The organism is uncultured Pontibacter sp. (genome assembly GCF_947492645.1).
In the GTDB taxonomy this organism is placed as follows: Bacteria; Bacteroidota; Bacteroidia; order Cytophagales; family Hymenobacteraceae; genus Pontibacter.
This window is the reverse complement of record NZ_CANLMZ010000008.1, coordinates 490,547-504,930: the sequence shown is the minus strand read 5'-3', so window position 1 is coordinate 504,930 and position 14,384 is coordinate 490,547. Positions and strand designations below refer to the sequence as shown.

At 46.6% G+C, this 14,384-nt stretch carries 12 protein-coding genes and 1 pseudogene; 7 read left to right on the top strand and 6 right to left on the bottom strand.

Annotated elements, in window-relative coordinates:
• Positions 1-202: 202 nt before the first annotated feature.
• Entirely contained in the window at positions 203-724 is a 522-nt protein-coding gene (locus Q1A23_RS12595; protein ID WP_299823870.1) for a glycine zipper 2TM domain-containing protein, read from the top strand.
• A gap of 132 nt (positions 725-856) precedes the next feature.
• Positions 857-1,321 (top strand): nuclear transport factor 2 family protein, encoded by a 465-nt coding sequence (locus Q1A23_RS12590; protein ID WP_299823868.1) that lies wholly within the window; start codon positions 857-859, stop codon positions 1,319-1,321.
• Between the two features lie 74 nt (positions 1,322-1,395).
• Here the strand turns inward: Q1A23_RS12590 and Q1A23_RS12585 are convergent, their stop codons facing one another.
• The 4 genes and pseudogenes from Q1A23_RS12585 to Q1A23_RS12570 form a co-directional block, all read right to left on the bottom strand.
• The gene (locus Q1A23_RS12585) at positions 1,396-2,097 is read right to left on the bottom strand and encodes a DsbA family oxidoreductase (protein ID WP_299823866.1); all 702 of its coding nucleotides are present in this window, start codon (positions 2,095-2,097) and stop codon (positions 1,396-1,398) included.
• Positions 2,098-2,223: 126 nt separating this feature from the next.
• Positions 2,224-2,757 (bottom strand): annotated as a pseudogene (gene msrA / locus Q1A23_RS12580) (peptide-methionine (S)-S-oxide reductase MsrA); the annotation flags it as partial.
• 180 nt (positions 2,758-2,937) lie between these two features.
• The gene (locus Q1A23_RS12575) at positions 2,938-4,524 is read right to left on the bottom strand and encodes a M20/M25/M40 family metallo-hydrolase (RefSeq protein WP_299823863.1); all 1,587 of its coding nucleotides are present in this window, start codon (positions 4,522-4,524) and stop codon (positions 2,938-2,940) included.
• Positions 4,525-4,936: 412 nt separating this feature from the next.
• Positions 4,937-5,500: an NAD(P)H-dependent oxidoreductase gene (locus Q1A23_RS12570; RefSeq protein ID WP_299823861.1), complete on the bottom strand. Its 564-nt coding sequence runs from the start codon at positions 5,498-5,500 to the stop codon at positions 4,937-4,939.
• A 276-nt stretch (positions 5,501-5,776) separates the two neighbouring features.
• Between Q1A23_RS12570 and Q1A23_RS12565 the strand changes: the two genes are divergently transcribed.
• The 3 genes from Q1A23_RS12565 (at position 5,777) to Q1A23_RS12555 (ending at position 10,181) form a co-directional block, all read left to right on the top strand.
• On the top strand, positions 5,777-7,420 hold the full coding sequence (locus Q1A23_RS12565) for an ABC-F family ATP-binding cassette domain-containing protein (protein ID WP_299823859.1): 1,644 nt from the start codon (positions 5,777-5,779) through the stop codon (positions 7,418-7,420).
• Between the two features lie 178 nt (positions 7,421-7,598).
• Entirely contained in the window at positions 7,599-8,678 is a 1,080-nt protein-coding gene (locus tag Q1A23_RS12560) for an FUSC family protein (RefSeq protein WP_299823858.1), read from the top strand.
• 213 nt (positions 8,679-8,891) lie between these two features.
• Complete coding sequence (locus Q1A23_RS12555) at positions 8,892-10,181, top strand: acetyl-CoA hydrolase/transferase C-terminal domain-containing protein (RefSeq protein ID WP_299823856.1); 1,290 nt, start codon at positions 8,892-8,894, stop codon at positions 10,179-10,181.
• Between the two features lie 88 nt (positions 10,182-10,269).
• Here the strand turns inward: Q1A23_RS12555 and Q1A23_RS12550 are convergent, their stop codons facing one another.
• Positions 10,270-11,169 (bottom strand): hypothetical protein, encoded by a 900-nt coding sequence (locus Q1A23_RS12550; RefSeq protein WP_299823855.1) that lies wholly within the window; start codon positions 11,167-11,169, stop codon positions 10,270-10,272.
• A 66-nt stretch (positions 11,170-11,235) separates the two neighbouring features.
• Positions 11,236-11,607, bottom strand: coding sequence for a hypothetical protein (locus Q1A23_RS12545; protein WP_299823854.1), 372 nt, complete (start codon positions 11,605-11,607; stop codon positions 11,236-11,238).
• A 179-nt stretch (positions 11,608-11,786) separates the two neighbouring features.
• On the opposite strand from Q1A23_RS12545, the gene Q1A23_RS12540 reads away from it, so the two are divergent.
• Together Q1A23_RS12540 and nosZ are read left to right on the top strand one after the other, a co-directional pair.
• Positions 11,787-12,308 carry a cytochrome c gene (locus tag Q1A23_RS12540; RefSeq protein WP_299823852.1) on the top strand — a complete coding sequence of 174 codons (522 nt, stop codon included), beginning with the start codon at positions 11,787-11,789 and terminating at the stop codon, positions 12,306-12,308.
• A 28-nt stretch (positions 12,309-12,336) separates the two neighbouring features.
• Positions 12,337-14,382: a Sec-dependent nitrous-oxide reductase gene (gene nosZ / locus Q1A23_RS12535; RefSeq protein ID WP_299824388.1), complete on the top strand. Its 2,046-nt coding sequence runs from the start codon at positions 12,337-12,339 to the stop codon at positions 14,380-14,382.
• The last annotated feature ends 2 nt before the right edge of the window (positions 14,383-14,384 follow it).

Below are 14,384 nucleotides of genomic sequence, written 5' to 3'. Positions count from 1 at the left end.
TAAAGTAGCTTAAACGAATGGCACTAAGCGGGTGAAGATATTTTTTATTAAATAAATAATTAAAATTTTATCATTGATAATCAAATAGTTGTGGTTGTTAAAGGCTTTTTAAAAGAAAAAGAGTACAACAAATGCAGCTGCTGGCACGTGAATTGCAAATCACATAATCAGTTAGTTTTAGTTTCAACAAACTATCAATGTTATGAAAAAGATTAGTCTAGTATTAAGCCTTGCATTTATGATGCTTATAGTGATGAGTAGCTCATCTCAGGCGCAGGAGAGAAAGAAGTGGAGTCCACAGGCTAAAGGTGCAGTAATTGGTGCAGCCACAGGTGGTGCGGCTGGTGCCATTATTCATAAGAAAAACCGTGTAGTAGGTGGTGTTGTTGGTGGTGTAGTTGGTGCCGGTGCCGGTTACGGTGTTGGTAAAATCATCGACAACAAGCGAAAAAAAGAAGAGGCAGCTGCTGCTGCAGAACGAATTGCTGTGATTGAGAGAGCAAATGATTATAAAGTAGCCTCGTCTAGCAGAACAACTTCAGCTCCGGCTAGAGCCACTAAAAAAGCCGCTGTTACTCCGGCTGCCCCTCAGCCTGCAGCCATGGCTTATGCCGCAAACGATAATGTGCCGGCAATTATTAGTTCAGGCTATGTGTTAAACCCATACTATGGCGACCCAAGCAAGCCATATTATACTTCAGAATACAGGAGAAAAAGCTGGTAAGTTTGATCTATACTTTATAAAAGACCAAGCGCCCGGCGCTTGGTCTTTTTCTTTCAGGCAGATGCACCTTTATTTTAAATCTTACGTGTATATGCCATAATGAAAACATCAACATATCTAAATTTAAGAATTATGAAACCGTTTAGTTATATAGCATTTATACTTATGTTTTCTTTCCTGGTGGCTTGTGATAGCGGCAAGGAGGCTGTGGATGTGCAGAAATTAAACCAGGACTTTATAGGCGCCTGGAACAGTAAAGACTCTGAAAAAGTGATTGCCATGATGGGCGAGGATGTACAGTTCCTGCAGGGCGAGATGCAGTTAAGAGGAAAATCAGAAGTGTCGAACCGCTGGGTGCGCGAAACGATAAACACCATAAATAACCTGAGGTTAAGCAATGTAAGCTCATCGGTGGGTGAAGACCTGGCTTACGGCGCGGGCACATTTACAGTTGATGTGTTACCGGCAGGGCCAGAGGAGCCGCACGGAGTAGGAGAGGGCAATTATGTGCTTATCTGGAAAAAAGGCGAGGATGGCGAATGGAAACTGAACTATGCGCAGTTAGAAGACATGCCGGTGCAAGCCAGAAACTTCTAAAATTATACTGTATTCAATAAAAGAGGCCGCTGGAGTTTATACTTCAGCGGCCTCTTTCATAATATTATAGGTGCTTAGCAGCAGCCGTCTATGCCGCAGCTTCCGCCTTCTGCCTTTATTTCTTCAAGCTTGGGGGCCACCTGCTGAAACACATTCAGGAAAGTATCGGCAGGTTGTGCACCGCTTACTAAGTACTGATCGTTGATGACAAAGGCTGGTACACCGGTAATACCGGCTGCCTGTGCCCATTGCTCCATCTCGCGCACCTCGGCTTTACCTGCCTCGCCTTCAAAAAATCCTTCCAGCTTCTCTGCAGCAATCCCGTTTTCGATACCGATTTTAGTTAGCAGCGCTGTATCGTTCATGTTGTTGCCTTCGGTAAAGTAGCTGTAAAACAGCGCTTCTGCTACTTGTTCCTGTACGCCACAGGCACCAGCCAACCATATCAGGCGGTGGCCATTAAAGGTATTGTTAACAGTTGTAGACTTTCCGAAATCAAACTTGATTCCTTCCTCAGCACCAGTCTGGGTCATTTGTTCGTTCATGGCATCTAACTTTGAAAGTATGGCCGGGCCATACGCTTTTTCAAAGTATTCCAGCTTGTCCTGTCCTTCTGGTGGCAAAGAGGCATTTAATTCAAAAGGCTTAAAGTTTATAGCAAACTCATACTTGCCATCTGTTGCCGCAATGGCTTTTTTCAGGCGTTGTTCACCTATATAGCACCACGGGCAGTTGATGTCGGATACAATGTCGATTTTTATTTTTTGTGTACTCATGTCTGTTTGTGTCGTGTATACTTGCTCCCCTTAACAAAATAGCGAAGCTAAAGTTTACATTTGATCACTTAAGGTTTGTCTCTTTGCGTTAAGTAATCCGGCAATTCATACTTGTTTTTTATCAGCCCAATGGCGCTCTATAAAGCCAACCCTGCCAGACCCGACGCTGTACATTTTATAATGCGACGGATTCTTTTTGTAGTAATCCTGGTGGTACTCTTCTGCAGGCCAGAACTTTTGAGCGGGCAGTAAAGGCGTAACGATGGGGCCGTTAAAACGCTTGCTGTTTTCAAGCTCTTTCTTCGACTCCTCGGCCTGTTGTTTCTGCTCTTCGTTGTGGTAAAAAATGGCTGTCTGGTAAGATGATCCCCTGTCTCCGAACTGCCCACCTGCATCTGTCGGGTCTATCTGCTCCCAGAAAACCTCCAGTATCTCTTTGTAAGAAATTATGCTGGGGTCAAAAGTAATCTGTACAGCTTCGTAGTGGCCGGTAGTGTCGGAGCATACTTCTTTGTAAGTCGGGTTTTCGGTGTGGCCCCCTGTGTAGCCAGACAGCACTTGTATCACACCATCCCACTTATGAAAAGGCTTAACCATGCACCAAAAGCAGCCGCCTGCAAAGGTAGCCAGTTCGTACTTGTTGTCGTTGCTATTTTCCATGTATTATAACGCTTGGTTTATACTTCCTGATTGTACGCTGCACATCGGCTAGAGTATCAGATTATACCTTAACAAAACATACACACACTTTGTTAGGGTACAGAAGTATAAAAGCCGCTCAAGTATAAACTTAAGCGGCTTTTTGGGTTAATAGAGCTTTACAGCTTTATACTTCTGCTATTAGTCTAAACCACCTTTACGGGTTGCAGGTCTGGCTTGTGGCCAATTCATCTGTTCGCCTGTGCGTGGGTTAACAGGCATAACACTACGCTCACGCGATACCAGTTCCGGCTCTTCGCTGGCCATGTATGCCAGGATAGCCGTCAGGATAACGTTGCTGCGCACGTCGTCAAAAACGATCTTGTCGTACGTGTCGCGGTTGGTGTGCCAAGTGTAGTTGCCATAAGACCAGCTTAGAGAGCTCAGCATAAAGGCCGGTACGTCATGCGGAATGAAAGAAGCATGGTCAGAGCCGCCACCACCCGGGAAACCAGGGTATGAGGTCTGAATGTCTCTGGTGATTTCACGCGGAACAGCGCTTAGCCAACGGCCCATGTAGTCGTAAGAGTTAAGGAAACCCTGGCCAGAGATATTGGCAACACGGCCGGTACCGTTGTCCTGGTTAAACACGGCTTGCGTCTTTTTCACGATCTCTGGGTTATCTTCCACGAAAGCGCGCGAACCGTTCAGGCCCTGCTCTTCGCTACCCCAATGGCCTACCAGGATGGTACGCTTCGGGTTAGGGTATACTTCTTTCAGGATGCGCATTACTTCCATCATCAGGATAGTGCCTGTACCGTTGTCAGTTGCACCAGTACCGCCATCCCAAGAGTCGAAGTGAGCAGAAAGTACCACGTACTCATCAGGTTTCTCGCTGCCTTTGATCTCTGCAATGGTGTTAAATGTAGGAACCGGCTTCTTGGCGTGCTTCGACTCAGCTACTACTTTAATGCGCGGCTTGCTGCCGTTCTCGGCCAGGCGGTATAGCATGCCATAGTCTTCCAGGGCAACATCTACGGTAGGTATTTTTTTAGTATAAGCGCTGAAGATTTTGTTTACACCAAATCCGCTGGACCAGTTAGACATCACAATACCAGCTGCACCTGCATTCTCAAGGGCTACAGGCAGAGAGCGGGACGTTTTACCGGTTGCTGCGATTTTCTTACGGTACGCGTCGTTTTGTGCATCGCGCTCTTTCTTCATTTTCTCAAGAGACTCCTCTGTCGCAAACTCTTTCCAGTTATACTCCGGGCGGCCGCTTGGCTGGTTCATCGAGATCATCACAAACTTGCCTTTTACACTTGGTAACCAACGCTGGAAAGCAACAGAGTCAGCGAAATCAGGCATCGTGATCACCTCAGCTGTTACTCCTTTAGAAGGCGTAGCAGGGCTCCAGGCCAGCTGCATTCCCTCAATGGATTTTACACGTGGGTGCACCATGTCGATGTGCGTAATACCGCGCTCCCAGCCTCGCCACTCGCCATAATTTTGAATGCGGGCATCAATACCCCAGTTTTTATACTTGTTTACTGCCCAGTTACCAGCCTCCTGCATTTGCGGTGTGCCTACCAGTCTTGGCCCGATGCCGTCCATTAGTTCATGGCCCAGTTTCTCAAGCTGAGAGTTTTCAGTTGCCTGCTTAATGATGTTCTGGATTACAGGGTCTTGTTTAACCTGCGCCTGTTGTGTTTGCTGCGGCTGCTGTGCCTGGGCTACGCTGCCAGTTAACAGCAAGAACGCCAACAGGAAATGTGCGCGTTTTCTCATGTTAGATAATTTAGTAAGTATAGGATTGAAGATTAGTTCAAGTATGTTTTCAGGTAACGGTTCGGCAAATTAAGGATTCAGGCTTAAAACAAAAAGCTAATTGTAAAGCCTGAAGAGTGCCTGCATACAAGAGGCAGCTGCAAAAATCAACGCCAGTTGTATAGCAATCTATGTTAAGACTGATTTTTAAGTATAGGGTTTAATGTATACTTTAAATTTGCACAATTACCTTTCAGGAAAAAACCGTTGCATTTGGATTTAAGAAGCTAGCCTATAAGTATGAAAGCTTATGTAAAGTGGAATTGCCGCTAACGATTAGTGCCTGATTTTGGCTTGTTTGGGCGTGGAGTTAAAATGAAGAGTATAAGCTAAATGGAGGGGCAGACGAAATATTATTTCAGCAGTAGCATACTTACTTGCTATCCATTTTTTGCTTTGCCGTGATGCACCAAAGCATTTCATCCATAAATTTTGCTGCCCGCTTCTCTGTGGCCTCCTTTTCGGTGGGCTTCCCTTCTTCGTCAAAAGAACTTTCTACTTTAGGTACCGGAAACATAGCCGGCACCACCCAGGCCCGCATCTTCCAGAGCGAAAACTGTATTGCCCGCATTACCTGCATGCCGCCAAAAGCCCCCGCCGATACTGTAACCAAACCAATAGGCTTGCGGTGCCACTCGTCGTAAAGCAGGTCTACCACATTTTTAAGGCTTGCCGGGTAACCTCCGTTATACTCTGGCGTGGCTATAATCACACCATCTGCTTCCGTAATCTTTTTAGCGAAGTCCAGTGTTCCTTCAGTTGGTGCTTTCTGGTTTTTTAATCGCTCCTCAAAAATCGGGAAATTATATTCTTTCAGGTCTAGTACCTCGGCTGTGGCCAGTTTATTTTGGGTAATGTATGATTGAAAGAATAATGCCACACGGTGTGTGTTGCGCCCATCGCGCACGCTGGAGGATATGATGGCAATGTGTGGCATAGCAGGAGCAAATAGTCTAGAAGAACCAGTTTCCGGCACCGGCTTACTTTAGCTGTTAAACGATGATTGGTTGCTGGAGTTTTTAATGCTGGGGGCAGGTACGAACAGGCGCTGCTTCCATACTTGGATATGCAAGTATAAAAGCGTTTGATGACTTTAGTTTGCTGCGCAAGTATGAACTCAAAAGTATGGCAGGAGGTTAGGTTCTGAAAGTATAAACAGCCGGGTAAAGCAAACGGGAAAATAGTTTATCTTTGCAGCTTTAAAATTTACGATATGATTTCAGTTGATGCGGTAAGTGTAGAGTTTAATGGCTCAGCGCTTTTTAGCAATGTTTCTTTTAATATAAACGAGAACGACCGGATAGCCCTGATGGGTAAAAACGGGGCCGGTAAATCTACGCTGTTAAAAATAATAGCAGGTGCAAGCAAACCAACGCGTGGTAAAGTATCGGCACCGAAAGATGCTGTAATTGCTTACCTGCCACAGCACTTGCTCACCGAAGACAACTGCACCGTGTTTGAAGAGGCGTCCAAAGCTTTTGCTAAAGTGCTGGACATGAAAAAGCAGATGGATGAGCTGAACGCGCAACTCGAAACCCGCACCGACTATGACTCTGATGAATATTACAAGATAATTGAGCAAGTGTCGGAACTAGGCGAAAAATACTACTCTATCGAGGATATTAACTTTGATGCAGAAGTAGAGAAAACGCTGAAAGGCCTGGGTTTTACAAGAGAGGATTTTGCGCGGTCCACGAAAGAGTTTAGCGGTGGCTGGCGCATGCGCATCGAGCTGGCTAAAATCCTGTTGCAGCAGCCCGACCTGATCCTGCTTGATGAGCCAACCAACCACCTCGACATTGAGTCCATCCAATGGCTGGAGGATTTCCTGGTGAACAACGCAAAGGCGGTAATCGTGATCTCGCACGACAAAACTTTTGTAGACAACATTACCAACCGCACCATTGAGGTAACCATGGGCCGTATTTACGACTACAAAGTAAACTACAGCCAATACCTGCAACTGCGCCAGGAGCGCCGCGAGCAGCAGCAAAAGCAGTTCGACGATCAGCAGAAGGAAATTGCCGAGATACAGGGTTTTATCGATCGCTTTAAAGGCACTTACTCTAAAACATTGCAGGTGCAATCGCGGGTAAAAATGCTGGAGAAGATGGAGATTGTGGAGGTGGATGAAGTAGACACTTCTGCACTTAACCTTAAATTTCCGCCGGCGCCGCGTTCGGGTAACTACCCTGTAATTGCCGAAGAGCTAACCAAAAAGTATGGCGATTATACCGTTTTTAAAGATGCTTCGCTTACCATTGAGCGTGGCGAGAAAATAGCCTTTGTGGGCAAAAACGGCGAGGGTAAATCCACGCTGGTGAAAGCCATTATGGGTGAGATTGACTTTGACGGCAAGCTGCAACTTGGCCATAACTGCATGATCGGTTACTTTGCCCAGAACCAGGCTTCTTTACTTGATGGCGAACTTACCGTTTTCCAGACGATAGATGAGATTGCTATTGGCGATGCCCGCACCCGCGTAAAAGATTTGCTTGGGGCCTTTATGTTCAGCGGCGAAACGATAGACAAAAAAGTAAAAGTGCTTTCGGGTGGCGAGAAAACACGTCTGGCCATGATCAAGCTTCTGCTGCAGCCCGTTAATTTGCTTATACTTGACGAACCTACCAACCATCTTGATATCAAAACGAAAGATATTCTGAAAGATGCCCTCCGCGCTTTTGACGGTACACTTATACTTGTATCTCACGACAGGGACTTTTTGGATGGGCTGGCTACGAAGGTATTTGAGTTTGGCAACAAACGCATCCGCGAGCACTTCGAAGACATCAACGGTTTCCTGAGAAATAAAAAGATGGAGAACCTGCGGGAAATAGAAAGAACCGTAGCAAAATAACCAAAAGCCTCTGCCCCAAAGCAGGGGCTTTTTTAATGTTACAGGCTACAGTATAAATCAAAACTTAGCGTATACGGTAGGTAGTGCCGCGAAAAATACCAGCTGTAGGGTACATACTTTTAAGTGCCTGGCCTTGTAAAATAAGCGGGGCGGATAGTTTAGAGTCAAGTTACGGTAAATGAAAAGCAGTTCTTGGGAGCTTTTAAGAAAAGAGTTAAAATCATTAGTAGAATTACGAAAGTCGGAGCGGCTGTGGCACCTGCCTGTGCTGGCCTCGTTGTGCGTTGGCTTGCCTTTGCTGGTGGGCTATTATTTTGGTAGGCTGGATTATGGCATACTTGCCTCTACAGGAGGTTTGGTTATACTTTACATGCCCTCTACCGCACTTGCTCACCGCATGGTCACGTTACTGGCCTGTTCCTTTGGCTTCATCTTTTCTTTTGCGATTGGTATTAGCTTCAGCTTTAACCCGTTGCTTTCTGCATTGGTGCTGGGGGCGTATGCGCTGTGCGTGCATTGGGTTGCCAAATACTTTGCCATGAAGCCCCCAGGAAATTTCTTTTTCATCATGCTAGTATGCATTGCTAGCGCATCGGCCTTTAATATTTCAAGTATACCAACCCGGATAGGTATACTTGCCATGGGAACCATGTTTACCTGTGTGCTGGCCTTTTTCTACAGCCTGCTCATCGTTAAAAAAAGCATGCCCAAAGCCGAGCTCATCGTGGTAAAAGACAGCACTTACGCCAACCTGGTGGAGTCTGCCATTATAGGTACTTTTGTAGGAGGCTCGCTATTAGTCGGGCACCTGCTGGAGCTGAATAACCCCTATTGGGTACCTATTTCTTGTTTGGCGGTAATGCAGGGCATAAGTGTGCGCCATATCTGGCAGAGAAGCCTGCACCGGATTTTAGGAACGTTCATTGGTTTAGGGCTCACCTGGCTGCTGCTATCATTCAACTTGTCTGCTCTGGATATCTGCATCAGTATACTTATACTTCAGTTTATCATCGAGATGCTGGTGGTGCGGCATTATGGCTTGGCCGTTATCTTTATCACACCCATGACCATTTTTATAGCCGAGGCAGGAAGTGCCATGACAGCCGACCCGAATAAGCTGGTGTATGCCCGTTTTCTGGATATTGTACTGGGAAGTTTGATAGGAGCGGGAGGTGGGTGGCTGTTGCACCACCAGCAACTGCGGCAAAAGGCGCAACGGCAGTTACGCAAAACAAGGATTGCTTTTTTAAGAAGATAAAATTAGTGGCCACCTAGTTACGAAGCAGGCAGGTACTATTGATAAAAGCTGCTAAAGGTCATTTTTTAGCAACTTTTTGCTTTCAAACTTGCATGCTGACCAGCGGCGCTGGGCAAGTTATTTTAAACCATACAAACTGGGTTTAAGTAATTAGGTGCTAAAGTATGTAGCTTTTTTCAGCAGGCTACTGATCTGGATAACAACATAAGAACTATGGCTAACAAAACCCCGAAGTACGTGAGCGCAGAAGAAGCGCTTTCGGTGATCAAGTCCGGCAACAGAGTGTTTTTGCACGGTAGCGCATCCACTCCTCAATACCTTATCCGTAAACTGGCTGATATGGCCGACGATCTCCGTGATGTGGAACTGGTAAGCATTACTACCTTTGGCGAAATGCCTCTGGCTGAGGAACGCTATGCGACGTCCTTTTTCATTAACTCACTTTTTGTGTCGGCAAATGTGCGGGAGGCTGTGAATAGCGGTCGTGGCGATTATGTACCTATTTTCCTAAGCGAGATTCCAAGGTTGTTCCGGAGTGGCACTATGCCGATTGATGTAGCCCTTGTACATGTATCGCCACCTGACAGACATGGATTCTGCTCCCTTGGAGTTTCGGTGGATATTGCACGCGAGGCCGTTTTAAATGCAAAGTATATTGTAGCGCAGGTTAACCCGCAAATGCCACGTACCCACGGCGAAGCTTTAATTCACACCCGCCGTTTTGATGCCATGGTAGAGGTAAACGAACCGATACCTGAAGTAGACTATGGGCTTAAAATAACTGATGTAGAGCAAAAGATAGGTCAATACATCGCCGAACTGGTTGATGACGGCGCTACCCTGCAAATGGGAATAGGGGGTATACCGGATGCTGCGCTTCAATGCCTGGGTAACCACAAAGGTTTGGGTATACACACCGAAATGTTCTCTAACGGCATTATGCCACTTGTGGAAAATGGGGTCATTACCAACGAGTTTAAATCAAAGCACCCAGGCCGAATTGCCACCGGGTTTATAGTAGGTAACCGCAAGCTATACGACTTCGTGGATGATAACCCGCTTATTACCATGTTGCGCACAGACTACGTAAACGATGTGAACATTATCCGCCAGCAGCCTAAAATGACCGCCATCAACAGCGCTATTGAGATAGACTTAACAGGCCAGGTGGTATCAGACTCCATAGGAACGTACCAGTATTCCGGTATCGGCGGGCAGATGGATTTTATCCGTGGAGCAGCGTTGTCGGAGGGAGGGAAGCCTATCATTGCACTTCCGTCTGTTACTAAAAAAGGTATTTCACGCATTACTCCTTTCATAAACCAGGGAGCGGGTGTAGTTACTACCAGGGCGCACGTGCACTACGTTATTACAGAGTATGGCGTGGCATATTTGTACGGCAAAAACCTGCGCCAACGTGCCCGCGCACTTATCAACATCGCGCACCCAGACCACCGCGAACACCTGGAAGAGGAGGCGCGCAAAAGGTTTATACATTTGTAATATAGTATAAGTATAAAAGGCGGCCGCTCCGAAATGCTCGGGGCGGCCGCCTTTCTTATACTTGTTTTACAAGTGAAATACCTGTGCTCTAGAACATATACGTTACGCTAACCATCGTTCTGTTATTGCCTTTGGTGGCGTGGTACGCTTCGGTGCTGCTGATCGGTAACTGTAGTGTGCCACTTAAAGCCACATTCTTGATGTAGGCGCTCAGGCCAACGTTGCCAAAGTATGACTCTCCGCCTTTCTGTGCGTTTGTTTCACCTGCTACTTCATCGCCTTTTGCATACTCGTAGTATACCCCTGCACTTGGCAGCAAAGCTACGGCACCTATACGCTGCCAGTAAAAAGCATTGGACGAGGCACTAATTCTATCCCCGAATTTATAGCCGCTTTTGTTCTCGGTGTTAAATCTGTAGGTAACATCATTGTTTAGTCCCAATTGCTTGTAGCGGATAGTATAAATACCGTTGATCAGGTAGTCTGTACTGCCGGTGCCGGGCTGCATGTTAACGGGCATTGGCTGCTCGTGGTGCTTTTCCTGGTAGGCGCCTGTAGCCAGTTTAATGCCACCACCCAATTGCAACGAGTGCTTTAAAGTATGGCGCAGGCTATCACCGGTGTTCAGAATGTTGTAGGTAGCCATTAAAGTTACATCACCGAAGCCATTGCTTTTTAATGTACCGTGGTTGTCGCGTTGCTCGCTTTGCAAATATGGCACAAAGGCAAAAACCTGAATGTTTTTAACAGGCACAAAGCGGCCCCATAGTTCTGTTGTGGCAAATCGCTCTTCTGTTACAACTGTGTGTCCGCCATGGGTAGAGGTGATCGTGTAAGCCCGGGTACTGTAGCGTAAACCGGCAAAGTTTTTATGGAACTGGGGCAAAATGCCAAAGTAGCTGCCGCCCATGGTGCAGCCTTTGTCGCAGGCGTGGCTGCTGGTGTTAAATGCGATAAGGGCTGTTAAGAGTAAGAATAATTTTTTCATGACTTAAATGCTTTATTGTATTCATTGATAAATGTTGATGCCGCAAAGGCAGGTAAAGTAAAAGCTCTAAGTCAGGTATTGGGGCGGGTGGAAAATACTGTGCGTGATCAGGGGATATAACCCATAGCTACAAAGTATACTTTTAGCTTTTTCAACATAAGCCAGTTCTTGTGGTGCCACCTTAATGGTAGTTGCCATAAGTATGATATCAGGGCTGGCGTGTTGGTTATGCGCTTGTTGCTTTCTCTCTGTTTCTTTCTCCAACTCCTTTTTCAGGTAGCAGGCGCCTTTACATTCTGATGTTGGCTGGATGCGCTGCTCACACAGAAAAGTGGCAATATAACTGCGGTTTGCCCGAAACGCCATATAGATGCCTGTGTGGCCCATTGGTTCAGCCAAGGCACTTATAAGTAATAGCAACCATGTATAGCGTTTCATCTCAAAACTTCTTCTTTTTCCTGCTTCAAAGGTCGTAAGGGTGGCTATGCGCAAAAATGATAAAGGTCACTAGTAAAAGAGACAAAGGTCTTTTATTCCGTGTAGCGTCCGGCATACCTTTGTTTCAATAACAATCACCAAACTCTCAGGAATTTTAAATACTTAATGTTCTCACGACAATGAAAACCAAGAGCAAACAATTAAGCAAACTGCTTAAGTCAATGCAGTTTGGAGCGATGGCTCTCCTTTGCAGCGCTATACTTTTTAGCTGTTCATCAGGAGAAAACGATGCAACCACAGCCAATACGCAAGAGGAAAGCGGGCTGGCGCACCACGCACCGGAGGCTGCAGTAGAAGATGACGGCAAAGGAGTAGGCCCTGTTACCTCAGTAGAAGTAGGAGCGGAAGTGGACCAGGCGCTGGCAGCAAATGGTAAGTCTATCTTCGAAGGCAAATGTTCTGCCTGCCACCAGTTATCAGACCAGAAAGTAGTAGGACCTGGCCTTGCCGGCGTAACCGGAAAGCGCAAGCCGGAATGGGTCATGAACATGATCATCAACCCGGAGGAGATGACCAAAAAAGACCCTACTGCTAAAAAACTGCTGGCAGAGCACTTAACACAAATGACAAACCAGAACGTGAACGAGCAGGATGCAAGAGCCATTCTGGAGTTCCTGAGACAAAATGACCAATCTATCTAAGACCAACATTTACACAAACCATATTTTTATGGAAACGCTGATAAATAAATTCAGAAAAGTCGCTCCCAAAGCTGCCCTGGTAATGGCAGTAGCAGCGGGCGCAGCGCTACAGGGATGTAGCAACTCGGAAGGAGGCAATAAGGGTGCCACCGCCGAAGGTGTAGCAGCCGACGCAGCTACTGCAGTTTACGTTGCCCCAGGCAAGCACGACGAGTTATACTCGTTCCTGTCTGGCGGTTTTAACGGGCAGGTGTCTGTTTACGGCTTGCCATCAGGACGTTTGCTAAAGATTATCCCGGTATTTACGCAGCACGGTGAAAACGGCTACGGCTACAGCGAAGAGTCTAAGGCCATGTTGCAGACTTCGCACGGTTTCGTGCCCTGGGACGACTTGCACCACCCTAAATTATCTCGTACTGATGGACAAACAGACGGACGCTGGTTATTTGTAAACGGTAACAACACACCACGTGTAGCCCGCATCGACCTGAAAACCTTTGAGACTGTTGAGATCATGGAGTTGCCAAACTCTGCCGGTAACCACTGCTCGCCGTACCCAACCAACAACAACGAGTACGTAATTGCAGGTACACGCTTCTCTGTTCCGCTGGATATGAAAGGTGGTACAAAGGATGTGAGCTTAGATAAGTATGAAGAAGAATTCCGTGGTTCTATCTCTTTCATCAAAGTAGATCCTGAGCACGGTGACATGGACCTGGACTTCCAGATTCTGGTGCCAGGCTTTGACTATGACTTAGCGAACGGTGGCAAAGGCCCATCAGAAGACTGGGTGTTCTTTACAACTTATAACTCTGAAAAAGCCGGTACTTTAAAAGAAGTAGGCGCATCGCAGAACGATAAGGATTACCTGGCAGCAGTAAACTGGAAATTAGCGGCTAAATATGCCAAAGAGGGCAAAGCGCGCGAAATGCCGGCTAACTACTACCACAACAAAATGGATGAGAACTCGCACATCGCAAAATCTACTGTGAAGAAGAAAGTGCGTTACTTGTTACCGGAAGAGTGCCCGGGTATGATGTACCTCCTGCCTGCTCCTAAATCACCTCACGGCATCGACGTAGACCCATCTGGCGAGTTTATGGTAGTAAGTGGCAAACTTGCCTCAGCTATTCCGGTGTTCTCATTCTCTAAAATGCAGGATGCTATCAAAAACAAGAAGTTTGACGGCGAGAAAAACGGTATCCCTGTGCTGCAGTACGAAGCTGTGCTGAAAGGCGAAGTAAAAGAGCCAGGCTTAGGGCCATTGCACACCGAGTTTGACGGTAAAGGCAACGCTTATACTTCTATGTTCGTGTCTTCTGAGATCGTAAAATGGAAGTTGAACGAACTGCAGGTGGTAGACAGAATGCCGGTATACTACTCAGTTGGCCACTTGATGATACCTGGTGGCGATACAAAACAACCACATGGCAAATACCTTGTAGCGATGAACAAAATTACAAAAGACCGCTACCTGCCAACCGGTCCTGAGTTAGCACACTCTGCGCAGTTGATCGATATCTCTGGTGAGAAAATGAAGATGCTCCTTGACTTCCCGACTGTAGCCGAACCGCACTATGCGCAAGCTATCATTGCAAGCAAAGTAGCTCCTAATAGCAAGAAGTTCTACAAACTGGACGAGAACAGTCACCCGCACGCTGTGAAGAAAGAAGCAGACGTGAGCGTGACCAGAGAAAGCAAGAACAGAGTACGCGTGAAAATGACAGCCATCCGAAGCCACATGACACCAGATAACATCGAAGGCATACAGGAAGGAGACACCGTTTACTTCCACGTAACTAACCTGGAGCAAGACTGGGATGTACCGCACGGATTCGCGGTAATGGGTGCCAACAACGCCGAAACCCTGATCATGCCGGGTGCCACACAAACCCTGAAATGGATACCGAAAAAAGCAGGTGTGTATCCGTTCTACTGCACAGACTTCTGCTCGGCGCTACACCAGGAAATGCAAGGTTACATCCGGGTATCTCCAAAAGGCTCTAACGTACCGATCAGTTTCTCTACAGGTAAAAAGAAACAAAACATACCAGGGGTAGCATCAACAAAATAATG

Excerpts from the sequence above, each read along its gene's own strand:
- Q1A23_RS12595 (WP_299823870.1), top strand. The coding sequence starts at position 203 with ATGAAAAAGATTAGTCTAGTATTAAGCCTTGCATTTATGATGCTTATA.
- Q1A23_RS12590 (WP_299823868.1), top strand. The coding sequence starts at position 857 with ATGAAACCGTTTAGTTATATAGCATTTATACTTATGTTTTCTTTCCTG.
- Q1A23_RS12585 (WP_299823866.1), bottom strand. The coding sequence starts at position 2,097 with ATGAGTACACAAAAAATAAAAATCGACATTGTATCCGACATCAACTGC.
- Q1A23_RS12575 (WP_299823863.1), bottom strand. The coding sequence starts at position 4,524 with ATGAGAAAACGCGCACATTTCCTGTTGGCGTTCTTGCTGTTAACTGGC.
- Q1A23_RS12570 (WP_299823861.1), bottom strand. The coding sequence starts at position 5,500 with ATGCCACACATTGCCATCATATCCTCCAGCGTGCGCGATGGGCGCAAC.
- Q1A23_RS12565 (WP_299823859.1), top strand. The coding sequence starts at position 5,777 with ATGATTTCAGTTGATGCGGTAAGTGTAGAGTTTAATGGCTCAGCGCTT.
- Q1A23_RS12560 (WP_299823858.1), top strand. The coding sequence starts at position 7,599 with ATGAAAAGCAGTTCTTGGGAGCTTTTAAGAAAAGAGTTAAAATCATTA.
- Q1A23_RS12555 (WP_299823856.1), top strand. The coding sequence starts at position 8,892 with ATGGCTAACAAAACCCCGAAGTACGTGAGCGCAGAAGAAGCGCTTTCG.
- Q1A23_RS12550 (WP_299823855.1), bottom strand. The coding sequence starts at position 11,169 with ATGAAAAAATTATTCTTACTCTTAACAGCCCTTATCGCATTTAACACC.
- Q1A23_RS12545 (WP_299823854.1), bottom strand. The coding sequence starts at position 11,607 with ATGAAACGCTATACATGGTTGCTATTACTTATAAGTGCCTTGGCTGAA.
- Q1A23_RS12540 (WP_299823852.1), top strand. The coding sequence starts at position 11,787 with ATGAAAACCAAGAGCAAACAATTAAGCAAACTGCTTAAGTCAATGCAG.
- nosZ (WP_299824388.1), top strand. The coding sequence starts at position 12,337 with ATGGAAACGCTGATAAATAAATTCAGAAAAGTCGCTCCCAAAGCTGCC.